The organism is Pedobacter cryoconitis (assembly GCF_014207135.1).
Taxonomy (GTDB): Bacteria; Bacteroidota; Bacteroidia; order Sphingobacteriales; family Sphingobacteriaceae; genus Pedobacter; species Pedobacter cryoconitis_D.
The window spans coordinates 175,463-200,707 of sequence record NZ_JACHCC010000005.1 but is presented as its reverse complement, the minus strand read 5'-3'; the positions used below and the strand labels follow the sequence as shown (position 1 = coordinate 200,707).

The window sequence follows — 25,245 nt, the reverse complement described above, 5'->3', positions numbered from 1 at the left end:
ATGAGTCTAATCCATCAGATCGCACTTACCTATATTAAAGGTATTGGTCATATAGCAGCGAAAAACCTGCTGGCCCGTTTCGGAAGCCCTGAAGCTATTTTCTCTGCCGGTAAACAGCAGTTAATGGAAGCTGAGGGAATTAACAGTTTCCTTGCCGCCGAAATCCTCCGCACAGATGCATTATTCCTGGCTGCGGAGGAATTAAAACTCCTTGAGCAATATCAGATAAACATCCTTTTTTATACAGATAACCTTTACCCGAGGCGTTTAAAGAACTGTTATGATGCCCCGGTGTTATTATATTACCGGGGCACAGCCGATCTGAACCATTCCAGAATAGTCAGTATTGTAGGGACCAGGATGGCTACCCCTTATGGGTTAATGCTCTGCCGGCAGCTGGTCTGCCTGTTACAGCATTATGATGTATTGGTGATTAGCGGACTGGCTTACGGAATTGATGTGGCAGCGCATCGGGAAAGTCTCTCTTGTCAGATTCCTACGGTAGGCGTCCTTGGGCATGGACTGGACCGGATCTATCCTGCTGTACACCGTAAAACAGCTGATGCAATGCTGAAAAACGGAGGATTGCTGACAGAATTCCCACTAAAAACAATTCCCGGTAAAGGTAATTTTCCAAGACGGAACAGGGTGATTGCCGGTCTGGCTGATGTAGTTGTAGTCGTGGAGGCTGCACTAAAGGGAGGGGCATTAATCACTGCTGAGCTGGCTAATTCATACGACAGGGATGTTTTTGCTTTTCCCGGAAAAGCAACAGATGTGTATTCACAAGGCTGTAATTTCCTGATCAAAACTAATCGTGCTGCTTTGATCAATGAGCCACTGGATTTGGTCTATTATATGGGCTGGGATCCTGTGAAAATCTCTATTCCGGCAGTTGTACACGGGCTCTCTGTAGTGGAAACACAGCTCTCAGATTTACTGAAAACGGGGCCTTTGACTATGAATGAACTCTTTCTGAAAGCTGATATTCAACACCATAACCTGGCCTTACATCTGCTGAATCTGGAGATGAAAGGTGTCATAATCTCTCTTCCGGGGAAGATTTATCAGCTGATTTAACGATGGTTTGTCTTCAGTTTGCCATATAATAGCACTGTGTAAGTGTCTGGTTAGATGATGAATCGGAATATAATTTTATTAAAATAAATAATACAAAATTTGATTTTGAATATATAATAGAAATAAAATTCTAGGAATCAAGTCGTACTTTTGTAACATGTGGTATAATAATATATTAGAGACTATTGGCAACACACCGTTGGTGCGATTGAACAATGTTACGAAAGAAATTAAGGCGACAGTACTGGCAAAAGTGGAGACCACTAATCCGGGAAACTCGATTAAAGACCGTATGGCTTTAAAGATGATTGAAGATGCCGAAAAAAGCGGTAAGCTTAAACCAGGCGGAACAATCATTGAAGGAACTTCTGGAAATACCGGGATGGGCCTGGCTATGGCCGCTATTATTAAAGGATATAAGTGTATTTTCACAACTACAGATAAACAGTCTAAGGAAAAAGTAGATGCTTTACGTGCCTTTGGGGCAGAAGTAATCGTTTGTCCTACTAACGTTGAACCAGAAGATCCGCGTTCTTACTATTCGGTTTCTTCCCGTCTGGAGCGTGAAGTACCTAATTCATGGAAGCCTAATCAATATGATAACCTGGCTAATTCAGCAGCACATTATGAGCAGACTGGTCCTGAGATCTGGGCACAGACTGAAGGTAAAATTACCCATCTTGTTGTTGGTGTAGGAACCGGAGGAACAATATCTGGTACTGGCCGTTATCTGAAAGAGCAGAACCCTGATATTAAAGTATGGGGAATTGACACCTATGGTTCGGTCTTCAAAAAGTATAAAGAGACAGGTATTCTTGATAAAAATGAGATCTATCCTTACATTACTGAAGGTATTGGAGAAGATTTCTTGCCAAAAAATGTAGATTTTGATGTGATTGATCTTTTTGAAAAGGTTACAGATAAGGATGCTGCATTGATGACCCGTGATATTGCCCGCAAAGAGGGGATATTTGTAGGAAACTCTGCTGGTTCGGCAATTGCTGGTTTACTTCAGCTGAAAGATAAACTGAAACCTGAGGACGTAGTTGTCGTGATCTTCCATGATCATGGAAGCCGTTATATGGGTAAGATGTACAATGAAGACTGGTTGAGAGAACGTGGTTTCCTGAAAGACGAAAAGCTGACAGCTAAATCTATCCTGGCCAAAAAAGAGCATTCTGAGATTGTAACTATCGATTGTGAAAAAACTATCGTTGAAGCCATCAATACGATGAATATGCTGAACATTTCGCAGATCCCGGTTACCCAGCAGGGCATGGTTGTAGGTAAACTGGCTGAGGGAGATATCCTGAGAGCATTAATGGAAAACCCTTCCTTAAAGTCTGCACCGGTAAAAGAGATTATGTCTGCAACCTTCCCGTTTGTAGATCTGAATACTTCTATTGATAAGATCTCTGCACTGATCAACAAAGAAAACAGCGCGGTACTGGTAGAAGATGAACATGGAAATTTCGAAATTATCACACAATATGATATTATCAACGCTATATCTGCATAAGACAGCGATTGATTAAAATGGAGCCTGTCTGGTTAACCAGACAGGCTTTTTTATGGCCTTTTGGCTTTCAGTGCTGACTGATAACCGGGATTAACATCTTTTACAGGTGCTGAAAGCAGCCAGATTTTAGTGCCGTTTTCCCTTGAGTATTCATTACTTACTGTACCAACCAGCGTAGCATTGGTATATGCCGGTTTGGTTTTTTCTACCTGTCCCTTATCATCAATATAAATCAGGTACTGATAAGGAATCTGTTCTGGTGCCCAAAGCGTAAAACTACTGCTTAAGGAGACGCTTGCCGGAAGATTATATTTCTTACCCAGGTGATCAATAGCCCCTGCTTCCCCGTAATTTTCAGCAAAAATAGTCGTGTTTTTGCGGTGTATTTCGGGGATGGTCTGATAAGCTTCCGCTGTTATCGCAGTCATTTCTTCCCAGCCAATCATATCAGCATAGTCCTGGGTTATCGGGTGTTTTTGCCTGTCTTCCCAGTATAAAAGATCATCGAGATGCATAGTTTTGAGATAGGCAGCAGTAGTATTCACTGGCAAAATGGGGATAACCAAGGGTATGAGCAGTAAATTAGGTAATATAATCAGAATAGCAACAGCATATTTTAGGGCTGGATTGATACGCCCGGTGATCAGTTCAATCCCATAAGCACTCACTGCGAATAGGACCGGATAGATCCCAAAAGCGTAATAATCCTTTCCCTGAAAATAGATCAGTGTCACAATAAGCAGAACGTAACTGAAGCCAATCCATCTTAAACGGTTTAACTTATGATGTGAAAACACCAGGAATAAACCAGGCAGCCAGATTAGGAATGCAGTTCCTTGTGCGATGAGTTGTGATTTGATGAACCCCCCTACAGTATTGTGTGTCAGCTGAGTTTCAGTCAGCTCCTTCATATGAGTTACTACAGGCCAGTGGTGAAGATACTGCCAGATCAGGTTTGGAAGGAAAATCAGAAAAGCAATGAATGCAGCTATATAAACCTGCTTTTTACTTAGAATATTGCGCTGTTTAGTTAATAAAAGACCAGCTGTAACTGACAGGATAATAAACAGAATGGCATATTTAGTCAATAAACCAAGGCCGACAACAGGGCCCAGCCATAGTAAATATTTGGTTTTCCCGGTATAAATATATTTGATCAGCAGAAAAAAGGTCATGGTCCACCAGAACTGGTCAAAGGCCACGGGCTGTAACAGATAACCAGTCGCCAGAAAACCTGGTGAGAAACAAAGTGCGAGTCCGCAAAGCGTAACTGCAAGGCGTCTGCCGCCGATTTCATTAACAATCAGGCCTGCGGTCAATACCGTTAAGGCTGCGAAAATAGCTGGAATCAGGCGAATGGCAAAAGCACTGTCACCGAAAGTGCTGACCGAAAATCTGGCTACCAGTGCAATGAAAGGAGGGACCTCTGCATAGCCAAAAGCCAGATGGTTACCCAGTGCAATATGCAAATATTCATCACGGTTAATGCCATAATTGTTTAACCCGATCAGATGAAGGGTCAGACTGAGACAGGCAAAAAGAAAAATCAGGAAGTTGCTTTCAGAAGATTGGTAGTTGTGTGAGCGCATTATCGATTGTTTTTGTAGCAATTAGATAATTAATAGACTATTAAGTTACATAACTAATTGACAGGAAACAAAAAAACCGGAATAGAAATTCCGGTTTTCGATAACATCTTTAATGATTAGTGAGAGGGAGAACCTGCATCATCGATACGTTTAATCTGCGCACCTAATGCACGTAAACGCGTATCGATATCCTGGTAACCACGCTCAATCTGCTCGATATTGTATATAGTTGAGGTTCCTTCCGCTGATAAAGCAGCAATCAGAAGGGAAACTCCAGCCCTGATGTCAGGAGAAGTCATACTGATACCTCTTAATTTATATTGTTTGTTGATTCCATTAACAGTAGCTCTGTGCGGATCACATAAAATGATCTGTGCGCCCATTTCAATTAGTTTATCCACAAAGAACAAACGGCTCTCGAACATCTTCTGGTGGATCAGGATTGATCCTTTAGCTTGTGTAGCAATAACCAGCACAATGCTCAACAGGTCAGGGGTAAAGCCTGGCCATGGTGAATCTGCAATAGTCAGGATAGATCCGTCGATGAAAGTATCGATAATATAATGTTTCTGAGAAGGGATATAAATATCATCGCCTCTGCGTTCAAAGTTGATCCCTAATTTTCTGAATACATCAGGAATTACACCCAGCTCATCATAACATACGTTTTTGATGGTGATTTCTGATTCTGTCATAGCAGCAAGGCCAATGAAAGAACCAATTTCAATCATATCAGGTAACATTTTGTGCTCTGTACCACCCAGTTTCGTCACCCCTTCGATAGTCAAAAGGTTTGAGCCAATTCCGGATATTTTGGCACCCATGCGGTTAAGCATTTTACATAACTGCTGTAAATAGGGTTCACAGGCAGCATTATATATAGTAGTGATTCCTTTAGCCAGAACTGCAGCCATGACAATGTTTGCTGTACCTGTTACAGAAGCTTCGTCTAAAAGGATATAAGCTCCCTGAAGATTGGTTGCATCTACATTAAAGAAGGATTCTTTGGCATCATAAACGAATTTGGCACCTAATTTTTCAAAACCAAGGAAGTGGGTATCCAGTCTTCTGCGGCCAATTTTATCACCACCCGGTTTAGGGATAGCTGCCTGTCCGAAGCGGCCCAGCAATGGCCCTACGATCATAATTGAACCTCTTAAACTTCCTCCTTTTGCTTTGAAGGTAGCTGATTTAAAGAATTCCAGATCGATATTTTTGGCTTCAAAAGTATATGTATCTTTTGATAAACGGTTCACCTGAACGCCTAAATCTCCTAAAAGTTCAATCAGTTTATTGACATCCTTGATGTCAGGAATATTACTGACCGTAACTTTTTCTTCTGTCAGTAAAACGGCAGATATAATCTGCAAGGCTTCATTTTTAGCCCCCTGAGGATGGATTTCACCTTTTAATTTCTTCCCACCTATAATTTCAAATGCGTTCATGTGCTATTAACCTATATTGTCTAAATCTGCTCTTTTAATGTCTTTGTTTGGGGTTGGGATTGCTGCTGCGCGGGCGGTTATTGTTGTTATTATTGTTATTCTGCCTTCCCTTATTATTATTGTTGTTGTTATTGCGGCCGCGGTTGGTATTGGTCGAAGCTCTGTTAACTGCCGGTCTGAATTCAACTTTGTTCAGGTTGATATTTTCTTCCAGACGCAGTAAACCACCTGATAATTCACTCAGGTTTTTCAGAATGGTTTCATCCGCTACGCTGTCTTTATTCCAGGTCACATAGGCCATTTTCATAAAGTTGGCGATGCCCTGAACCAGTGCTGCGCGACGCTCCGGTTCTTCTACAGCGATGGCTCTTTCGATCATCACTTCAACAGTTTTACCGTAGTGTTTGTATTTAATTCTTTGCTGCGGATAACCGATATGCGCAGGTTTAACCAATGCCATTTCTGGTGTTGGTTTAGGATAAGGACTATCAACTTCGATTTTATAACCGGAGATGATATGTAAATGATCCCATAATTTATGCTTGAAATCGGCAACATCCCTTAGATGAGGGTTTAAAAAACCCATCAGATCTATCACTGCCTGAGCATACTTATTGCGTTCTTCCAGGTCCGGAAGTTCGCAAATGTACTTCACCATGTTCTGTACATTACGTCCGTATTCTGCAAGAATTAGCTCGTTTCTTGTGGTATTGTAATCGAAATTCATTCTATTTATTTCTTGTGGTATTCGCTGAAGGGGGATTATTAAGGCTCCAGGCGCCTTTTTTATGTATTCCTGGTTAAAGATAAACCTTATTTTACAATCCGCAATTTAGCAAATTTTAATAACAATTGCTTGTTTCCTAATCCCTGGAAAAATACCGTTGCTTTTACGTCCGGTAAAGTGCCTTCCAGGTTGATGATTTTACCAAAACCAAACTTCTCATGTTCCACTTCCATTCCATTCTGAAATGCATTGGCTGCATCAGGCGTAAATCCAGGGGTAGGGATGTGTGCAGTAGGCAACATCGTACTGGTTTTAGGTCTTACAGGTGCTGTCTGAGTAGCTGATCCTGAGGTGGCTGGCTTCGGTTTGCTGAAAGAATCCCGCTGCTGTGTCCATGATCTGCGTTCTCCGTCAAAACTATCCGAACTCAGGCTCGTTTTAGGCGCTTTGATGGTTTCCAGTTCAAGGAACCTGGCACTGATTTCACTGATAAACCGGCTCGGCTCACAATTGGTCAGTGTACCCCAGCGATATCTTGAAGTGGCATAGGTCAGGGTCAGTTTCTTCTCTGCACGGGTGATCGCTACGTAGAATAACCTGCGTTCTTCTTCCAGATCTGTTCTTGAATTGAGCGACATTTGTGAAGGGAACAGGTTTTCTTCCAGTCCTACAACAAAAACGTTCTTAAATTCAAGTCCTTTTGCCGAGTGGATCGTCATCAGGGAAACGGTATCTTTTTCTTTATCGTCCTGTCTGTCGTCATTGGTTAACAACGCGATATCCTGCATAAATATTGCAAGACTTCTGTCCTCAATGTCCTCACGTTCAGCAAATTCTTTAATACCATTCAGTAACTCCTGAATGTTTTCATATCTGCTGCGGCCTTCGACACTGTCATCCGTGTGCAGTTCTTTCAGTATACCAGAATGTTGTGCGATGTATAAAGCAGTTTCATAGGCATCCAGCTTTTTGGATTCAGCCTGGAAACTTTTGATCAGCATTGCGAAATCGTTCAGCTGATTGGCCACACGACCGGGGATATAAGTCTGAGGTTCATTGATGACCTGCCACATGGTGATATCATGCTCGTCGGCAGCTACAATAATCTTATCAACAGTAGTATCACCTAATCCTCTTTTTGGATAATTGATCACCCTTTTGACTGCTTCTTCATCACTTGGATTGAAAGTCAGACGGAAATAAGCGATTAAATCCTTGATCTCCTTACGTTGATAGAAAGAAAGTCCGCCGAAGATCTTATAAGGGATGTTCAGTTTTCTTAAACCTTCCTCCATAGCCCTTGACTGAGCATTGGTACGGTAAAGGATGGCAAAATCATTATAATTTAAACCTTTGGATGTTCTTTCCTGTACGATGGATTCGGCAACTATTTTACCTTCCTCATTGTCAGTGAAAGCACGCGAAACCTTAATCCGGTCTCCTGATTCATTCTCGGAAAATACATTTTTCTCGAGCTGGTTTTTGTTGTTCGCAATGATACTGTTGGCAACATCAACGATATTTTGAGTAGAGCGGTAGTTCTGCTCTAATTTATAGACTTTCAGATCAGGGTAATCCTTCTCAAAATTGAGGATATTCTGAATGTTTGCACCACGGAAACCATAAATACTCTGTGCATCGTCACCTACAACACAGATGTTCTGATAGGCTGCAGCCAGTTTTTTGACAATTGTATATTGTGAAAAGTTGGTATCCTGGTACTCATCCACCATCAGGTATTTAAATTTCTGCTGGTATTTATTTAATACGTCGGGATTATCTTTTAATAAGACATTGGTTTTGAACAGCAAATCATCAAAATCCATAGCACCAGCCTTGAAACAGCGTTTGGTATAGGTTTCATAGATAGAACCTATCAAAGGACGTTTATTACTGATATCCTCTGCCTGGATTTCTGCGCTTTTCATATATTCTACATGACTAACCAGGTTGTTCTTGGCTGAAGAGATGCGGTTATAGACAAAGTTTGCATTATACAATTTATCATCCAGCTGCATTTCACGCAGGATAGCCCTGATCAGACTTTTACTGTCATCAGTATCATAAATGGTGAAATTTGACGGATAACCTATCTTTTCGGCTTCTACACGTAATATTTTAGCAAATACCGAGTGAAAGGTTCCCATCCACAGGTTTTTGGCCTCTGTACCGACTACTTTAGAGATACGCTCACGCATATCTTTCGAAGCTTTGTTGGTAAAGGTCAAGACTAAAATGTTAAATGCATCGACCCCGGTTTCAATAAGGTGCGCTACCCTGTAGGTAATTACCCTTGTTTTTCCCGATCCCGCACCGGCGACAATCATTGCCGGTCCTTTGGTATTCTCTACTGCTGCACGTTGCTGAGGGTTTAATCCTGCTAAATAATCCAAATTGATAAACTGTTTTGCGTATTAAAAGATACAAAAATAACAAAAGTATAGTTGTTATTTAAGCATGTTGGTAAAATTGCATAAGAACAATTATTCTATATTTGTCCAAAATCATTTGTTATGCAAGAGATCAAAAAATATGTAGAAGAAAACAAGCAGCGTTTTTTAGAAGAGCTGTTTGAATTATTACGTTTTCCTTCAGTAAGTGCAGACCCTAAATACAAAGGTGATGTATTGAAAACGGCTGCTTTTGTGGCTGAAAAACTGAAAGAAGCAGGTGCCGATAAAGTGGAGATTTGTGAAACTGCCGGTTATCCTATTATATATGGTGAGAAAATTATTGACGCAGCATTGCCTACGGTATTAATTTATGGTCATTATGATGTGCAGCCAGCAGATCCGCTGGAATTATGGCATACTCCTCCCTTCGAACCTACTGTTCGTGACGGAAAGATCTATGCGCGTGGTGCCTGTGATGATAAAGGACAGTTCTATATGCATGTAAAGGCTTTTGAACTGATGATGAAAACCAATACACTGGCCTGTAACGTGAAATTCATGATTGAAGGGGAAGAGGAAGTTGGATCAAGCAACCTGGGCATCTTTGTCAATGCAAATAAAGAGCGTTTAAAAGCTGATGTAGTATTGATTTCTGATACTTCGATGATCAGCATGGAGAACCCATCTATCGAAACCGGATTACGTGGACTGGCTTATATGGAAGTTGAAGTAACTGGCCCGAACAGAGATCTTCACTCAGGTGTTTACGGTGGTGCGGTAGCTAATCCGATTACTATTTTATGTAAAATGATTGCTTCATTGCATGATGAGAATAATCACATTACTATTCCTGAATTCTATGATAAAGTTGTAAAACTGACAGAAGACGAAAAGAAAGCATTAAATTCTGCTCCTTTTGATCTGGAAGACTATAAAAAAGATCTTGATATCAATGCTGAGTGGGGTGAGAAGGGATATTCTACTTTAGAACGTACCGGAACAAGACCTACTTTAGAAGTGAATGGTATCTGGGGCGGTTATATCGGCGAAGGAGCTAAAACTGTATTACCTTCAAAGGCCAATGCTAAAATTTCTATGCGTCTGGTGCCTCACCAGAATTCGGATGAGATTTCTGCAATCTTCCAGAAACATTTTGAAAGTATCGCACCTGATTTTGTAAAGGTAAAAGTTCATGCACATCATGGTGGTGAGCCGGTAGTTACTCCTACAGACAGTGTGGCTTACCGTGCTGCTGAAAAAGCAATTCTGACTAGTTTTGGTAAAAAACCTATCCCGACAAGGGGAGGAGGAAGTATTCCGATTGTAGCTTTATTCGAGGATGTACTGGGTATCAAATCTGTTCTTTTAGGTTTTGGTCTGGACAGTGATGCATTACACTCTCCGAATGAGAAATATGATATCTATAACTATTATAAAGGCATCGAAACATTGCCTTTGTTCCACAAATATTTTGCTGAGCTAAGCAAATAATTTTTGATAATTCTATAAACATAGGGTGGCCAAATGGCTGCCCTTTTGTATTTTTACCCCGTGCCTCCTCCTATCAAGAAAACAACAGCTACCCCAAGGAAACCTCCCGTACCCAAACCACTTGTGCCAAAAGCCCCTGTAAGGCGGAAGAAACCTGTACAGAAGAAGAAAACAGGGCTATCCCTGCAATGGAAATTTGTGATTGCCGGGTTATTACTTATTCTGTTCTCACCATTGTATTATGGTTATGTGTTGAAGTTTTTCAGCTCTGCGAAACGTTGGGTCCTGGATATCGGAGAAGATCCAAACTACAGAACTTATCAGAGTTATGCGATCCGGATCCCTAAGAAGTATAATATTCATGGAATAGATGTTTCTTATTATCAGGGTAAGATTGACTGGAACAAGGTGAAGGCGATGAAAGAGGATGATGTTCATATCAGGTTTGCTTTTATCAAAGCGACAGAAGGGGTATCAAGTGTCGATCCTTATTTTACACGTAACTGGCGTGAAGCACCGAAAGCAGGGATTGTCTGCGGGGCCTATCATTATTTTATTCCTAAAAAATCTGGTTTATGGCAGGCGAGGTTCTTTCTGCAAACGGTTAAGTTTGAGGAAGGGGATTTACCTCCGGTAGTAGATATAGAACAGCTCAATGGCGTTACTCCTGAAAAGATGAGAGCAGAGCTGAAAGATTTTCTGAAACACGTGGAAAAGAAAACTAAGGTGAGACCTATTCTTTACTCAGGCCTGGTCTTTTACAGGGAATATCTGAAAGGTCATTTTGATGGATATCCTTTATGGATTGCGCATTATTATAAATCTGAGCTTAATGCCGGGACAGATACGAAATGGTCTTTCTGGCAGCATTCCGATAAAGCGAGGATTACCGGAATTAATCATATCGTTGATTTTAATGCATTTAAGGGGGATAGTCTGGCTTTTGAGCAGTTGCGGATTAAATAAATATTTCCATAAACGTAAGGGCTGAAACGTCTACTCTTCTCAGAAAAGAGTGCTATAACATTCACCTTCCAATCACCGAATCATAAAACCTTGCCCTATAATCGTATACGCTAATTCTGACCTAAACCTGTATTCTTAACTTCGTGTTACTTTAATCTTTTATAATTATCTCTGTAATCAAAGATGATTTTTGATCCGTTTTTTTTATAGACTTCCAGCTTAAAAGAGTTTTTAGTCTTTGATAATGAATCACCAATTTCTATATATGGTTCCCAATTCCTGAAAATTGGGAATTTTTCTGTCTTAGTTGATACCGCGTATTTTACATTATGATTTTCTTCATCAAAATGCATTCTATTAATTCTACCATTAAAATGCTTCATCAGATTGTCCTTTTGTATTATTTCTACCGTACTTGGACTAGAAATAATCGAGTGAAAAACAAAACCAATTAAGAATAATAATGGCACAACTACAGCTATGCCGACAATAATGCTGTCTTGTATTGAAATTTTTTTCTTTGTCATCTCAATAATTTTGTCCTTGAGTTACTATACATAGCTCCAGCGCCCCAACCGGAACCAAACGAGAAACCTGTTTGATGAGTTTTGTAAGCTCTAACTTTTGACTCTTTACATGACATTTTGTTTTGAATGATTTACCTTACGAATAAAAAGATGTAAATGTTTAAAAATATAATAATTAATATTCTCATAAAATGAAGTTTCCTATAATCGACCCACGTTGTCTGAAATAGAAGATAAATAAATTGAGGTAATAAGAGCAAAAATTCGATGTAATAGAAAAATAATCCGTCATATAATTTTCCTGAATATATTGCTATCCCAACTAAACATACTGCGTAAACTAATCCCGATAATATTGAAAACACAATGTGTTTATCTTTATCTACAGGAAAAATATACCAGCTAAATACTATATAATAGAATCCCAATAAAAGAGAGGAAGCCATTGCCGGTACATTTGGGTGACTCCTTATTAAAATTGTAGAAATCATAATTGACCCGAAAACGAGTTCTTCTTTCCTGATTTTTTTTATCGCTTTTAACATAATAATCAATAAGTAAATTTTACTTCTTAGGGAGTATTGCCAGTGTGGCGACAAACTTAGCTAAAGGTAAGTCTGTTTGTACACCAACCGTAATCTTGTTTGAATAAAGAAATAATCCCGAAGTAGATTCGCGAAATGAAGACTGCTGATATATCTGCTCATCAAGGGGCCTAAAAACAGAGAAAAATTAAACCAGTGTCTCTTTTTATAAAAAGACAATTAAAAGGATACAACAGATAGAACATTTACCGGAAAAGGACAGAACTTACCTACTGATTATTATCGACGCATTTCTTAGAGATGCAAATGCTAGAAAAACTTATGGTCAGTAAATAATAAAGCCTGGCAAGTACATGACCAGGCTTTGTCGTTATTTTGCATTATAGCTTATGAGTTACAAGTCTATATCTGTTTTGACAGATAATGTAGAACTTTTTCATTTGAGCCGTATATAATACATTCAATATTTTGATTTTCCAATATTATAGACTTAGCATATTCTAGAGCCAACTCAACATTATCAAATATGGTATATACTTTTTGAACATTGTTCAACGCCAATATAAACTCATCATCTAGGACATGCCCCGTTAAGGTATCTGCTCGCATTAAAGCGACTTGTTGTTTTCTTAATTCAGGAAATTTTTGCATATTATTACTAATTTAAGGTTTTACTGAACGTGCTTTTACACCAGAGACAGTACCTCTCAATAATAACTCCGATTCATTCATAACATCCATCAAAATGCTATTTCCCTTTGGTCGCAATGCAAAACTTATTACCACGTTTGGATTCTTCGACTATGACATAAAATTACTGACCGTATTACCCGAATTATGTAATACTACGGAAGCTGCCTCGCCTCGAGGTACTCCTTAGTTCTCTCAACTGCATTAACAAAGCCTGCGATCCTTGGAACTTGGCTTTGTTAATGTCGTTTTTTTTTATTCAATCAAGGAAGTTGCTGTTAAATGTTGATTCAAGTATCCTTACAGATGAGACTTTTGATATTAATCATACTGCTCTAATTCGTCATTAATATCTCTCCAAAGTTCATTCTGGTTTACAATAAACCCTGTTTTATTAGCAACAGAGAAAACATTGATTAAAAGGTTATTCTCTGTAATAAATACTCCAATATCATCCTTAAATTCCTCTAAACTAAACTCAGTAACTGTATAGTTTTCCCATTCTTGAATTGCACACTCCTTAGCAAACTCAGCTGCACTCCAAACTGAAATCAACTTATTATCTTTTACCTCTGCAATTTCATTTTCGAAAGATAGAGTATAGATTTTTTCTTCATCTACTACCTTTTTTATGAAATATTTATATCTGTTAAATGCATCCAATTTGGTGACATTTAAGATTTCTTCATTTGTTATCATATAGCCTTAGTTTGGATAAGGAGATGGTCAAAAGGTTTATTGTATTCTAAGTATATTAATGAAGGTAGTATCCGATAAAGTGTGTAAATGGGATTAGAGGTAAAAACTTAGGTCCCATTTCCAACAGGTTCAAGTAGCTATGAGTAATAATTACGTTATCAATTTAAGCTGTATATCAAATTTATTCTTTGATTCTATGCTTCCTTCATTATAAAAGTTGATGGTAAACGAAAACTTTAACTCTTTATCAAGAAGGAAACATGTATTACTATATCCGAGTCTAGCTACATTTAAACAGTGTTCTTGTACGGACTTTGCATCTGTAAGATACATACCACAGTAGTAAACATCATCAGAGAATATATAACAACCATCAGAACTATCAAGATTTACAAATATTGATGTTAACAATTTTGAATCATGATATGTACTGTTTTCTGATAATATCTCAACACTCTGTTGAATCATGGGAAATACGGTTCTTATGTAACTCAATAACTTATCAGACTTATCTAAATCAATATATATTAATTCATCTTCTTTGAATCCTGACAAAAAAAATATTTCTTTATACTTATTCAATAACGATTTTCCTTTATTTTTTCGAATTAAGAGATCTAAACGATTGTTACTGCTACTCATCCTATGAAATTATATTATTAAAACTAAATTGTGGTTTGGGTGCGTCAGGATTATAATAAGACTTTCCTTTGTTCCCATTCTGCATCTGAGGCTTATTTGATTTTTGTCCAGATCTATTTAATCCATCCGGTTTACTCTCATCTTTCTTTGTTTTTCCAGCTTCCCAGTGCGGCTGTCCTGGATGACTTTCGTCGTTTTTTGCATCTTGAACAGTATTTTCACCATCCCTGTCCAAGTAGACTTTATCCTTAGAATTAGAATCTTTATCTTCATGTAATGGTTGACTTGTAGGCAATCCTCCTTTTCTCATTGCATCTCTTCTTGCTGCACGAGAGGTTGGTTGAGGATTTTCTGGAGTGTCACCAAGTTTTACGGGTTCACTATGCGCTTTCATAGATACCATGGTACCATCCTGAACGGAATAATTTCTATTCCTTGAATAGCTATTAATTCCTTTTACTGCTATTACTGTTGTTGTAGCAGCTAATCCAACAGTTACAACTTCTGCTGCTGTTGCAGCTTCATATATAGCAACCCCTATTTCAATTAAACAAGGAATACAAAAATTGCCATCGGGATCTATATTTCTTATTGGATTGTTTTCAGCATAATTATATGGAGAAAATCTTTTGCCAAATTCTGCTTTTGCATCAACAACACCCCACCTGCCAATCACGGGATCATAGAACCTGGCCCCATAATCATACTGGCCTAATTCATCCTGTAATTCCTTTCCATTATACAGGTATTTATTATTTAAAGATACAGGACTTCCTGATGATTTACGCAATCCAAAAGGATAATAATCATCACTCTGTAATCGCTCCAGCTGTCCTGTAACCGGATTCACATGGAAAGTATATCGAATATTTCCTAAATTATCAGATAGATTATACTCATAACTATAATCTGTACCAATCTTCCTGGCTATACCTTCTTCATTATGAATCAGATCTATTGCTGTACCATTATATTCAATACCACCAATATAATCCCGGCTAGTACCATTACTTGTTTTCTTCAGCTTATTCCCTGAAGCGTCATAAAGATAAGCGAGATTCAGTCCTGCTTTTGTAACTGTCAAAGGTAGGTTCAATACATTGTAAGTAAATGTAACGCCATTCCTTCCATCAGTTGTTGTATTTCCATTTGCGTCATAACTATAGGTTCCGGTAGTTAATGGACCACCTGTAATACTTGTTAATCTGTTACCTGTATAACTATAAACACCAGCAGCACCACCGTCTCTGCTCAAACTGCTGATGTTGCCCATTAGATCATAGCTCTGCACTTCGCTCATGGTAACACCTGTACTGGTACCACTGATTAATCTATTGAGCTTATCATAACTATAAACAAATTGGTTGCCCGTACCCCAGTTCTGACTGGCAATATTACCATTATACTGAGGAGTACTTAAAGTATCATAACCCAGTTTATAACTAAACTGATCTGAAGTATTACCCTTTAACCAGCCTCTTTCATTATAAGCGTAATTGCTATTCTGGAGGAAAGTGGTTGCTCCATCCGTACTATGTACCGATTTTTTGATCAGCTGCCCAATTTCATTGTAATCCAGTTTATTCAGTACTACTTCGGTCGCTCCGTTAATGGACTCCATTGTAGCTTTCTTCCTGCCCATATGATCATAAGCCTGACGGGTTGCAATAACTGTAGTTGCCCCATTTGCTGAATGTGTCCTCGTACTTGCTGTCAGTTCTCCTGCAAAATCATAAATGTTATCTACAATGTCTGACCCGCCTAGATGGTTTTCTGCCTTAGTCTGTATGACACGTCCTTCTTCATCATAATAACGTGTAGTTAATAGCATGGTACTTGTACCTAATACCGTAACCCTTGTACCTGTCAGTTGTCCTTTGGTACGCTCGCCAGCTACCTGAGAAGAGGAAGGCTGTCCGAAAGTATTGTTGTAAAAATCATAATCATCGTAAAAGTTAATGCCATGATAATAAGCTATTCCTGCCGTAGGAAAAGATAGATTAGTATAACCTATACCCAGTCCATTGCTGTTCGCATTGTCTGTTTGTTCCCATAACGGGAGATTAATTCCTGGCTGCACATCAACAGTGCTCTGTATAGCTGCCCTACTACTAGCATCTGTGTATAGACCAGTGATTATAACCCGACCTAAAGCATCATATTTAGTAAACAGCCATTGGTTATTTGCACGCTGGTTTCCATCCTGAGTCAATACAACCTGATCCAACTGATTATATATAATATAATCCCAGCCCTTTCCAGGGATCTTTTTTTCTATAGCACGGCGGCGTCCGTCATAATGATAACCATAGATAAACTGATCAAATAGTGGATCACTTTCAGTAAAACTAGTCAGATTTTGACCATTTTCATTCACTGCCGGAGGCAGGACATACCTCAAATTATTATAATCGTCATATACATAATATGTAGAAAGACTCTTAGTATCATTCTCCCAGACCCGTCTTAAAACAACATTCCCGTCAAAATCCTTATACTCATCAGTTGTTCCCCCTTTACCATCTGTAATGACCCAGTTTTCATCTTTTGAGGTTGTTCTGTTTAAGCTCCCTGCCGGATAATAACCTGCAGTTGCTCCATTTGAAGTAACCGTCCACAATTTAACATCCGATGCTGCATTCGTGCCATAATCCATTTTTGAGGTATGCCCGTTACTTAATTGCCATGATACCCCTGGAGCACCTTGTTCCAATACCCTGTTTAATGGAGAGTCCTCGAATTTCGTTTCTGAGAAAGCCACATTAGGCATCACTGTAACATTAGGAGCTGACCAGCCCGAAGGATTACTATAAAAAGAGTTCTGATCAGTTAGTGCAGTTTGTTTATATGCTCCATTGCTATTGGCAGAGGTAGCTACATATGGCAGATACTTTTTACTTTCTCTTCCAAAAGGATCATAAACAACCGGCTGAACCACATCTCTGAAAGTCGGGCTTCCCTGTACGGTAACAGTCTGCAAAGGCTGACCCAGTCCGTCATAATACTGAATAGTCTGATTGACTTCACAAGTACTGCGTCCACCCGCATTGACATCAGTTTCCGTAAAGACACCTGGAATCTTAAATACCCGTGTACTTACGTAATTCTGGTATAAACCTGGATTTCCTCCGGCAAAAGGAGTACAGTTCAGAAAATTTACTGCCGTATAAATCCAGACATTGTTACCTTCAGGAATTTCAAAGCCAGGGTTGAGTGTTACACTCCCAGAAGCTGTGATTTCTGTTTGATTACTATACTTGTTCAATACGATATCCTTCTGCTGTGCATTTGCATTAAACCAGTTCAAAGCGATTACCCATGCCAGGATATATTTGAAGTAGCTGAAGGATTGACCTGATTCCTTTTCCATAATAGGAGCATTAAAATTGAGATAGGTAAATGTTTTTTTATATGTAACTGACATGATTACTGCAGCTTTCCTAATTGACATGGTGTAGTGTTCTGTTCAGTGTAATTAGCTGTAACCGACCCATCTGAGAATACATAATAATATGTACAGGTATAACTAGAGCCACGTCCAACAGATTTAACGTTTACTCTGTCCCCTTCCTCGCATACTCCATTGATTATTCTGTTACTTTCTCCGGTACAGATAATACAGGTTCCATTGGCATTGGCATTGGCCTGCCCCTGGGTACCCAGGGCGGCTATAGCCTGGCTATCTGCGTCAGCCTGACTAATAGTTGAACTGAAAGATCCTGCGGGTATCGTAAAACTTAATGACGTACCCAGGTTGCCATCACCACAGTTGTTCCTTGTGTATGTACCTGTTTGTGCATCATTATGATAAATCAGTTTACCACCGTAGTTAACGCTATAACCAGCAAAATTATAATCAGTTCTTTTGATGATATTTCCGTTTTGATCCCGGATATTTTTTAAACGGTTTAATGCATCATAATCATAATAAGTGATCTTATTCTGCGGATCATTAACTGCACTTTCTCCGGTCAACGGCAGATAGCTGTAGGTAGTCATCTGTGCTTTTAAAGGATATAAACGTAGCTCATCGATTTGAGAGGTACCTTGCACTGATACTGAAGTAACTCCGCTAATCCGGTGTTCATAATAAGTCCAGCCATTATAACTGCGGCCGGTTTTAGGATATCCTGTAAGTGTACCAACTATAGTAAGTGGTGTACTACTTTTTAACCAATAAGACAAAACATAAGTATTTGTACTTGTTAAACCTCCTTTATTAATAGCACCACCAGATAAGGCATAGCTATTTCTACCCGTTATACTGGTCGTACTGTCTCTGGCCACTGAAGGAACGCTCCAGTTACCGGTGCTATCCGCTTCGAATGAAGTATAAGCGATTTCGTTATAACCTGCATTAGTGGCTGCTGCGACTACAAATGCATTTGTATAATCCCATATGAAAGACTGTTTTGCACCGTTTATTTTTTGCTGTTCAAGAATATTACCTTTAATGTCATAGTTATTGAACGATATCCTTTTCTCTGCAAGATTGGTTCCATCCTGAGTTTCTATAGTTTGAGGAAGGACAAGGTTATTAGGCCAGATCAGATAGTTGGCCCTTAAAGTATTTAGTACAGTACTGTTTTTACTTGTTTTCTGATAGAGTAAAGGCGAAATGATATTCCGGTTAACCAGTTCTGTCTGTGCTGCCTGGGCATTTGAAGCAAAGCCCGGGATGACGTCCATCGGATAGAAGTTCTGTTTGGAAATCGTATCGCCTCTGCTATTGATAGTTTTTGTTCTGCTTAACAATTGATGACTGATATTGTCATAAAAATAAAGTTCTGTCGAACTTACCGGATTCTGGCCATTGGAGTCATAAACAATAGTTTGAATAGCAGAAGGGTATAACCAGCGGGTTGCCAGTTTATAATAAGAAACATTTAACCAGAAATATTCGTTTAGGTTGTTAAACATCGTAAAACAGGTTGACTCCCAGGAAGGATTAGCCTGCAGTGTGTAGTAGAATGTAGAATCTGATAAACGGCTGTCCTCCTTATAGGTAGTGATTACATTTTTTAAGGTTATAAATTGTGTCCCTTGTTTTTTGAATGTCCTTTGTCCAAGCTCTTTGCCTGAATACATCCCCAAGTTGGATAACGGAGCACCTGGAATAGGGTTTCCTTGTAATACTCCCTGTGATTTTGGATCGGCATTTCCAACATAAAACGTGTGCTCAGTTCCTCCACCTTCAAAATTATCACCTAAACTTTCTGTTACATTCTTATAGAAAATATTATTTCCGGTGGCATTCGATTCAAAGTAATTGGCTGAAGATAACTTAGTATAGTAACATTGTTTATAATTACAGAATGTCCCTGTGCCTCCTATGCTCCTGTACGAAGTATAACTGTACTGATATAAAGGAGCACTATTCATTAAAACCCCAGAGGATCTGGAATTGCTCAGTGTATCATAAGTGAATTTTCTAATATCATAATGATCATTGGCCTGATTATAGGAAAGGATCCTTTTTATTCTTACTCCGGCTACCTCTTTATTACCGTTTTTAGCGTAACTGGTGTTAAAGCTAAAATTGGCATATCCCCTGGAGTCGCCCTGAACAAGTACTTTGACCGTATAAGTACCAGGTTTCAGTACTACATTAAAATCGACCGACTGACCGACAACAGCCTGTAGTGATCGACCCGTAATGTCAGTCCAATTGATTGGTTTGTTTGTTGTGTTGTCAATCAGGTCTACGGTAGTTAAATAATCACCTGCGGGATAACCTGGACGGCCGTCTCCGGCAAGGGTCTGTGGAACACAACCTACATTCACCACAACAGTTTGCTGGCAGGTAACTTTAAATCCTTTGCTGTAATTGATACTGGGGGGGACTCTGTCTTTTGAATAACCATTTACACTGATACTAAAAGTAGAATCCGGAACATCACAATTTGGCGGAGCTGAGATATATACTTTATTGGCTTCGTAGGCAAGAGAATCATATCCACCAGTAGGATAGTTTACCCTGGATAGCATACCGATTTTTGAAAAGTTTCCATCCGGACGCCTGTCTCCATAACCATAACTGGTAAAGGCATTGATCAGCGTCTGATCATTTGGCTGAGGAACCAGTGACCGGTTAGCTCTGCCATTATAATAACCATAATCATCCTGTGAATAGGAGAGTCTTGGAGGAAGCATGTCCAGATTATTATAAGCAAAGGAATAATATTTATCATCATCTGTAACACTGGCAAGAAACATGCGCTTATTTACCGAAGCCGTCTGATCATAGCCAGTAGTTGAACTGGATACTGTATTGTAAGCAAATTCTGTAAATTTTTTTGCTGTATTACCAAAGTAGGTGTTAGCCACCACATTACCGCCGCTACCTATGCCATCATATAGACTGATCAGGCTTAAACGATAGTCGCCTGGTAGATCCTCACGTGGGGTATAAGATAACTTCAGGATCCCAGCTTTACGCGAGTTACTGCTGATTTCGGTTAAATACATCCCGTTGTTGACGATCTGATTTGGGGTTACCACGTACTGGTGGCTATCATCACAAGGAAAAGTATTTCCTCCATCAACATGCTGTTCACCATCCAAATGGGTGAATGTTTGATTAATAGATGATATATAGGTGAATTGACAATCGCTATATTTAAAATAGATAATATCGCCTTCAGGGTGTGTAATTTTGGTCACATGCCAGGCATTATTTACAGCTGTTGCATGTCTCCCGTTCGATGACGATTCAATAGCCTTAAAATCATATTTAATGCCATCAGGGGTGATCACTGTAAAACCCTTAGTCGGATCGCCTGTAATAATCAGGTTGTTCTGCTCCAGTTTTTTAACAACCCCGTCAAATAAAGTAAACCTGCCGGAATATCCTCCGAAACTGAAACTATACAGGTCTGGCTGTGTATCGTATAGAGACGTTACGACTGAGGTGATATAACTTTTTAACGGATCTCCGGTTGTGCCTGGAAAATCAGCCGGCGTTACCGCACGTCCTCCAGACTCGTCTTCTCTTCCATATACAGTACGGCTGATTGAACCACCTCCTTCAAGCATCCAGCCCAGACCAACCCTCGAGGCAATCTGATTAACTACCAGTCCTGTGGAACTATAAGTCAGACTGACAGGGACTTGTAGGTTTTTAGTCCCGTAAGTATATAACGGAATACTCATATGAGCAGCTCCGGTACTCAAACTTGGTCCTATCAATGAATATTTTGCAATTTGTGTAGCTGTTGGAGAGGGGGGCATTACATTCGGCAGATCTGTACTGATTTTCTGTGAATATGACTGTAAGTAACTCATAATCAAAAGAGTTACGAATAATATTTTTCTCATTGCGTTAATCAATTATAACGCTAAGTTAATAAACGTCAGGTAATTAACTTTATACTAATAAGATTTAGTACAAAAACTTATCAACATTTGTAATCAATTGATATAATATGCGTTGTACATATTCTTTTAGAGAAAAGCGATGACAGGAAGTACCAGGTACTAAAACAAATAAATTAACTATTTTCGTTCAGCATGTCAAAAGAACTGGACAATTTTTATCTGCAAAAAGATGAACCACTACGGGGTTGTCTGCTTGCGCTCAGAGATCTCATTCTGAAACAGAACGAGTCGATTTCTCCTGAATGGAAATACGGAATGCCTTTCTTTTACTATAAAAAGAAAATGTTCTGTTATCTGTGGGTAAATAAAAAGACTGGTCAACCTTATATCGGTCTGGTGGACGGAAAAAAACTGGATCACCCCGAATTAATCCTTGAAAAGCGGGCAAGAATGAAGATTATGCCATTTAATGCAGCGGAAGACTTACCGGTTGTGCGTATTCGTGAGATATTAAACGAGGCCATAAAAATTGCTGAGCTGAAATTACATAAACCTTGATTCTATTGTAAATCAAACGTTTGCGCGATAGTTTTTCGTGATTATAGCTTTTGTTTCTCTTAAATTATAGTTTATAACCCAAAACCTATAATTATGAAAAACCTTTTTAAAAACTCCTTAACTCTGGGGATCTCAGTTTATGCCATGACGATTTTTATGAGTTGTCAAAAATCAGCAGTTCTGCCGGCTGCCGGACCTTCTGGTAAATCTCCTGATCAGCAAGCAGTAGCTGCCGCTGGCGAAAATGCTGCTCCCTCACAACATTTGTTTTTTACTTTCCCTTCGGATGCTATACTCAAAATGCAGAAAGTAAAAATCACCAAATCCGCGAATACTGAATATTTCTCTGTTAATAATTTTGCAGGTGGTTACAATGGTTTGCAGCAAACACCTGATAAATCATTCGGGACACCAAATATTCTGATTGCTTCCTTATGGGATCCAAATACTGCCGGAAAGATCTATGCAAGGGTTGCTTATACCGGTGCAGGAACTGTTTCCAGTCGCTTTGGTGGTGAAGGGGACGGATACAAAACCATTAACCCTTATAAATGGGTGCTGAACACCTGGTATAATATTGCGATACGTTCGTGGAAACTAAATGGAGAACTTTTCGTCGGTACATTTATCCAGAATTTATCTTCAGGAACCTGGTTTCATACTTCTACACTAGCCATTCCTGAGAGAACACAGTTCCTTGGATCGGGTAATGATGCTTTCCTCGAAAACTGGGACGGAACTAATCCTGCCAATGACGGAAGATTTGAACGTAAGGCCTTTTTTAAAGATTGCTGGAATCTGAATACAAGTAATGTATGGCAGAAACACAGCAGCAGATCTTTTAGTGCCAATGCGAATGACGCTGGCAGGAACGGTATTTATGACCGTAGTTTCAATGCCGGATACGATGCCACAGAAGATGCCTATTTCATGGAGCACGGAGGGAATGTAACACCATCAGCAGCTTTTGGAACCGGCAGAACTTTGAGCTTACCGGATCAGACCAATCAGGGATCACAGCCTGTATTAACTGTAGGTTCTGTTTATGGAGTGACTGCTAAATACAGCGGCGGATCAGTTGTGGTGAACTGGAATGTAACTGCTAACCTGAGCCCCCAGTTTTCTTCTAAAGTAGAAATTCTGAATGCCTCGGGAACTGTAATACAAACTGTAAATGAAGTTTTGCCAGAGAAAAGAAAGGCGACAATTACTACAACTTTAGGAGCCGGGATCAATACTGCAAGAGTAACAATAACTGATATATTTAACGGTGTGTCTGCACCGGTTACTGTAAATATTCAATAGTATTGTAGTGTAGCATCTTTCAGACAGATGCTACACTACAATTTTTTGGATATGAAGGGAATTATACTATTACTGACAGCGCTGATTTTATCGACGGGTCTGTACGCACAAACAAAGACCGATCACCTCGCAGAAGGAGATCTTATCTTTCAAACTTCATTATCCGCACAAAGCAAAGCCATCCAGCTGGCTACCAAATCCAGGTATTCGCATTGCGGGTTAATCTTTAAAGACAAAGACGGGTATTATGTCCTGGAAGCGATCAGTCAGGTAAAACGTACACCTTTAAAACTATGGATAAACAGGGGACAAGGGAGAAGCTATGTCGTTAAACGGCTTAAAAATGCAAAGCAGATACTAACCCTGCAAAAAATAGCAGAGATGAAAAAGATCGGTGCGCAATTCAGTGGTAAAGCTTATGATCTGGCTTTTGACTGGTCGGATGATAAAATCTACTGCTCCGAACTGATCTGGAAAATCTACCAGCGGGCTACCGGACTGGAAGTCGGAAAACTGGAAAAGCTCCGCGATTTTGATTTAACGAACCCCATCGTCAGGAAAAAGCTGAAGGAAAGATATGGTAATCATATTCCAATGCAGGAAACTGTGATTTCGCCGGTTTCCATTTTCAACAGCAAATTACTGACCATGGTCAATTAAGAGAAATGTTAAATTCCTTTTGAAGTAATAAGTTGAATTCCTGCTCATCGGTAATAAGTTCTTCTGTTTTATTCCCGTTGACAGTAATGATAAATTTCGATTGTGTAATTGTTTTTCTTCCTGTACTGGTCAGCAGCGAACAAACCTTATTCTGTGTGAAATGTGAATCTGGGGATAACTGCTGATAATAACAGCTATGGGTAAAATCATGAAGTAAATAAGGGATCCTGGTAAAAATGTATTGGGGAACGAACACCGCTTCAGTTTCATTGTATTTTTCAACCAGGTAATGATAACTATCTGTTTGTGTCAGTTTAAACTGTCCGCAGGGATCAGTATGATGAGTGGCTGTACCGATTTTTATAGGTTCTGAAACAAAATCTCCAAAGCCTACATCAACCAGATAGGTCTCTCCATCAAGATGAACCAGTAAAGCCATGTGGCTTGTTGGTGGGGAATAGGTTTTCTGGGCAGGAAAATATACTTGCGCACCGATTATCTCTACCTGGAAACCTATATGCATTAATAACTGATAGAAATTTCCATTCAGTTCATAACAGAAACCACCCCTGTTCTTCCTGACTATCTTGTTGTAAATCTTTTCCGCATCCAGCTCAATCCATACTTTACGATGGATATCCAGATTTTCAAAAGGCACATTTAACAAATGTGCCTTCATTAATTTTTTAAGTACCTGAAGATTAGCCGAAACTTCTCCCTGATATTGTATTCTGTCTAGGTATTGCTGAACGATCATACTTATGGTATTACAAAGTGCAGAACCTAAAAAGGTTCTACACTCGCATCTAAAATTCTGTTCCAGTCCGTATGGCGTTTCAGGTACGCTACCACTACCGGGCAGATGGGAATAAGTTTATATCCGTTTTCTTCAATATAAGCCAGCGTTTTTTCAATTACTGCTGTCGCTGCACCTTTACCCTTTAATTCTTCAGGAGATTCGGTATGAATCAGCCAGATTTTCCGGCTACGTTCTTTGTAGTCAATGAACACGGTATAATCACCTATTTTCAGTTCAAAACGATTCTTTTCCTGATTCTTAACCAGGGGAAGGTTTACATATTCCTCATTCAT

General features: G+C 39.3%; 18 protein-coding genes. 7 read left to right on the top strand and 11 right to left on the bottom strand.

The genetic code is table 11. The features are described 5' to 3' along the window. Nucleotides 1–1,080, top strand: coding sequence for a DNA-processing protein DprA (dprA, locus tag HDF25_RS10555; RefSeq protein ID WP_184624722.1), 1,080 nt, complete (start codon nucleotides 1–3; stop codon nucleotides 1,078–1,080). Between the two features lie 157 nt (nucleotides 1,081–1,237). Beyond that, entirely contained in the window at nucleotides 1,238–2,599 is a 1,362-nt protein-coding gene (locus tag HDF25_RS10550) for a pyridoxal-phosphate dependent enzyme (protein ID WP_184624721.1), read from the top strand. 50 nt (nucleotides 2,600–2,649) lie between these two features. Here HDF25_RS10550 and HDF25_RS10545 read toward each other — a convergent pair whose 3' ends face one another. The 4 genes from HDF25_RS10545 to HDF25_RS10530 form a co-directional block, all read right to left on the bottom strand. Then, the gene (locus tag HDF25_RS10545) at nucleotides 2,650–4,188 is read right to left on the bottom strand and encodes an ArnT family glycosyltransferase (RefSeq protein ID WP_184624720.1); all 1,539 of its coding nucleotides are present in this window, start codon (nucleotides 4,186–4,188) and stop codon (nucleotides 2,650–2,652) included. A gap of 116 nt (nucleotides 4,189–4,304) precedes the next feature. Beyond that, nucleotides 4,305–5,633 carry a UDP-N-acetylglucosamine 1-carboxyvinyltransferase gene (gene murA / locus HDF25_RS10540; protein ID WP_184624719.1) on the bottom strand — a complete coding sequence of 443 codons (1,329 nt, stop codon included), beginning with the start codon at nucleotides 5,631–5,633 and terminating at the stop codon, nucleotides 4,305–4,307. 34 nt (nucleotides 5,634–5,667) lie between these two features. Continuing rightward, nucleotides 5,668–6,360, bottom strand: coding sequence for a DUF4290 domain-containing protein (locus HDF25_RS10535; RefSeq protein WP_184624718.1), 693 nt, complete (start codon nucleotides 6,358–6,360; stop codon nucleotides 5,668–5,670). A gap of 86 nt (nucleotides 6,361–6,446) precedes the next feature. Next, entirely contained in the window at nucleotides 6,447–8,753 is a 2,307-nt protein-coding gene (locus HDF25_RS10530; RefSeq protein WP_184624717.1) for an ATP-dependent helicase, read from the bottom strand. A 120-nt stretch (nucleotides 8,754–8,873) separates the two neighbouring features. On the opposite strand from HDF25_RS10530, the gene HDF25_RS10525 reads away from it, so the two are divergent. Together HDF25_RS10525 and HDF25_RS10520 are read left to right on the top strand one after the other, a co-directional pair. Beyond that, on the top strand, nucleotides 8,874–10,244 hold the full coding sequence (locus HDF25_RS10525) for a dipeptidase (protein WP_184624716.1): 1,371 nt from the start codon (nucleotides 8,874–8,876) through the stop codon (nucleotides 10,242–10,244). A 33-nt stretch (nucleotides 10,245–10,277) separates the two neighbouring features. Further along, nucleotides 10,278–11,210 carry a glycoside hydrolase family 25 protein gene (locus HDF25_RS10520; RefSeq protein ID WP_184624715.1) on the top strand — a complete coding sequence of 311 codons (933 nt, stop codon included), beginning with the start codon at nucleotides 10,278–10,280 and terminating at the stop codon, nucleotides 11,208–11,210. Between the two features lie 146 nt (nucleotides 11,211–11,356). Here HDF25_RS10520 and HDF25_RS10515 read toward each other — a convergent pair whose 3' ends face one another. The 5 genes from HDF25_RS10515 to HDF25_RS10495 all read right to left on the bottom strand — a co-directional run bounded on the left by HDF25_RS10515 (nucleotide 11,357) and on the right by HDF25_RS10495 (nucleotide 21,630). Next, nucleotides 11,357–11,737: a hypothetical protein gene (locus tag HDF25_RS10515; protein WP_184624714.1), complete on the bottom strand. Its 381-nt coding sequence runs from the start codon at nucleotides 11,735–11,737 to the stop codon at nucleotides 11,357–11,359. Nucleotides 11,738–12,684: 947 nt separating this feature from the next. Next, on the bottom strand, nucleotides 12,685–12,933 hold the full coding sequence (locus HDF25_RS10510; protein WP_184624713.1) for a hypothetical protein: 249 nt from the start codon (nucleotides 12,931–12,933) through the stop codon (nucleotides 12,685–12,687). 360 nt (nucleotides 12,934–13,293) lie between these two features. Further along, the gene (locus HDF25_RS10505) at nucleotides 13,294–13,671 is read right to left on the bottom strand and encodes a DUF2750 domain-containing protein (RefSeq protein ID WP_184624712.1); all 378 of its coding nucleotides are present in this window, start codon (nucleotides 13,669–13,671) and stop codon (nucleotides 13,294–13,296) included. A gap of 643 nt (nucleotides 13,672–14,314) precedes the next feature. Continuing rightward, complete coding sequence (locus HDF25_RS10500; protein WP_184624711.1) at nucleotides 14,315–17,683, bottom strand: DUF6443 domain-containing protein; 3,369 nt, start codon at nucleotides 17,681–17,683, stop codon at nucleotides 14,315–14,317. A 56-nt stretch (nucleotides 17,684–17,739) separates the two neighbouring features. Then, the gene (locus HDF25_RS10495) at nucleotides 17,740–21,630 is read right to left on the bottom strand and encodes a DUF5977 domain-containing protein (RefSeq protein ID WP_184624710.1); all 3,891 of its coding nucleotides are present in this window, start codon (nucleotides 21,628–21,630) and stop codon (nucleotides 17,740–17,742) included. A 192-nt stretch (nucleotides 21,631–21,822) separates the two neighbouring features. On the opposite strand from HDF25_RS10495, the gene HDF25_RS10490 reads away from it, so the two are divergent. The 3 genes from HDF25_RS10490 to HDF25_RS10480 all read left to right on the top strand — a co-directional run bounded on the left by HDF25_RS10490 (nucleotide 21,823) and on the right by HDF25_RS10480 (nucleotide 24,153). Continuing rightward, nucleotides 21,823–22,188 (top strand): DUF1801 domain-containing protein, encoded by a 366-nt coding sequence (locus HDF25_RS10490; RefSeq protein WP_184624709.1) that lies wholly within the window; start codon nucleotides 21,823–21,825, stop codon nucleotides 22,186–22,188. A gap of 93 nt (nucleotides 22,189–22,281) precedes the next feature. Next, nucleotides 22,282–23,493, top strand: coding sequence for a DUF3472 domain-containing protein (locus HDF25_RS10485; RefSeq protein ID WP_184624708.1), 1,212 nt, complete (start codon nucleotides 22,282–22,284; stop codon nucleotides 23,491–23,493). A gap of 51 nt (nucleotides 23,494–23,544) precedes the next feature. Next, nucleotides 23,545–24,153 carry a YiiX family permuted papain-like enzyme gene (locus tag HDF25_RS10480; RefSeq protein ID WP_184624707.1) on the top strand — a complete coding sequence of 203 codons (609 nt, stop codon included), beginning with the start codon at nucleotides 23,545–23,547 and terminating at the stop codon, nucleotides 24,151–24,153. On the opposite strand, the gene HDF25_RS10475 is transcribed toward HDF25_RS10480, so the two are convergent. Then, nucleotides 24,146–24,910 carry an arylamine N-acetyltransferase family protein gene (locus HDF25_RS10475; RefSeq protein WP_184624706.1) on the bottom strand — a complete coding sequence of 255 codons (765 nt, stop codon included), beginning with the start codon at nucleotides 24,908–24,910 and terminating at the stop codon, nucleotides 24,146–24,148. The genes HDF25_RS10480 and HDF25_RS10475 overlap by 8 nt on opposite strands. A 26-nt stretch (nucleotides 24,911–24,936) precedes the next feature. Further along, nucleotides 24,937–25,245: a GNAT family N-acetyltransferase gene (locus HDF25_RS10470; RefSeq protein ID WP_184624705.1), complete on the bottom strand. Its 309-nt coding sequence runs from the start codon at nucleotides 25,243–25,245 to the stop codon at nucleotides 24,937–24,939.

Excerpts from the sequence above, each read along its gene's own strand:
- dprA (WP_184624722.1), top strand. The coding sequence starts at position 1 with ATGAGTCTAATCCATCAGATCGCACTTACCTATATTAAAGGTATTGGT.
- HDF25_RS10550 (WP_184624721.1), top strand. The coding sequence starts at position 1,238 with ATGTGGTATAATAATATATTAGAGACTATTGGCAACACACCGTTGGTG.
- HDF25_RS10545 (WP_184624720.1), bottom strand. The coding sequence starts at position 4,188 with ATGCGCTCACACAACTACCAATCTTCTGAAAGCAACTTCCTGATTTTT.
- murA (WP_184624719.1), bottom strand. The coding sequence starts at position 5,633 with ATGAACGCATTTGAAATTATAGGTGGGAAGAAATTAAAAGGTGAAATC.
- HDF25_RS10535 (WP_184624718.1), bottom strand. The coding sequence starts at position 6,360 with ATGAATTTCGATTACAATACCACAAGAAACGAGCTAATTCTTGCAGAA.
- HDF25_RS10525 (WP_184624716.1), top strand. The coding sequence starts at position 8,874 with ATGCAAGAGATCAAAAAATATGTAGAAGAAAACAAGCAGCGTTTTTTA.
- HDF25_RS10520 (WP_184624715.1), top strand. The coding sequence starts at position 10,278 with ATGGCTGCCCTTTTGTATTTTTACCCCGTGCCTCCTCCTATCAAGAAA.
- HDF25_RS10515 (WP_184624714.1), bottom strand. The coding sequence starts at position 11,737 with ATGACAAAGAAAAAAATTTCAATACAAGACAGCATTATTGTCGGCATA.
- HDF25_RS10510 (WP_184624713.1), bottom strand. The coding sequence starts at position 12,933 with ATGCAAAAATTTCCTGAATTAAGAAAACAACAAGTCGCTTTAATGCGA.
- HDF25_RS10505 (WP_184624712.1), bottom strand. The coding sequence starts at position 13,671 with ATGATAACAAATGAAGAAATCTTAAATGTCACCAAATTGGATGCATTT.
- HDF25_RS10500 (WP_184624711.1), bottom strand. The coding sequence starts at position 17,683 with ATGGAAAAGGAATCAGGTCAATCCTTCAGCTACTTCAAATATATCCTG.
- HDF25_RS10495 (WP_184624710.1), bottom strand. The coding sequence starts at position 21,630 with ATGAGAAAAATATTATTCGTAACTCTTTTGATTATGAGTTACTTACAG.
- HDF25_RS10490 (WP_184624709.1), top strand. The coding sequence starts at position 21,823 with ATGTCAAAAGAACTGGACAATTTTTATCTGCAAAAAGATGAACCACTA.
- HDF25_RS10485 (WP_184624708.1), top strand. The coding sequence starts at position 22,282 with ATGAAAAACCTTTTTAAAAACTCCTTAACTCTGGGGATCTCAGTTTAT.
- HDF25_RS10480 (WP_184624707.1), top strand. The coding sequence starts at position 23,545 with ATGAAGGGAATTATACTATTACTGACAGCGCTGATTTTATCGACGGGT.
- HDF25_RS10475 (WP_184624706.1), bottom strand. The coding sequence starts at position 24,910 with ATGATCGTTCAGCAATACCTAGACAGAATACAATATCAGGGAGAAGTT.
- HDF25_RS10470 (WP_184624705.1), bottom strand. The coding sequence starts at position 25,245 with ATGAATGAGGAATATGTAAACCTTCCCCTGGTTAAGAATCAGGAAAAG.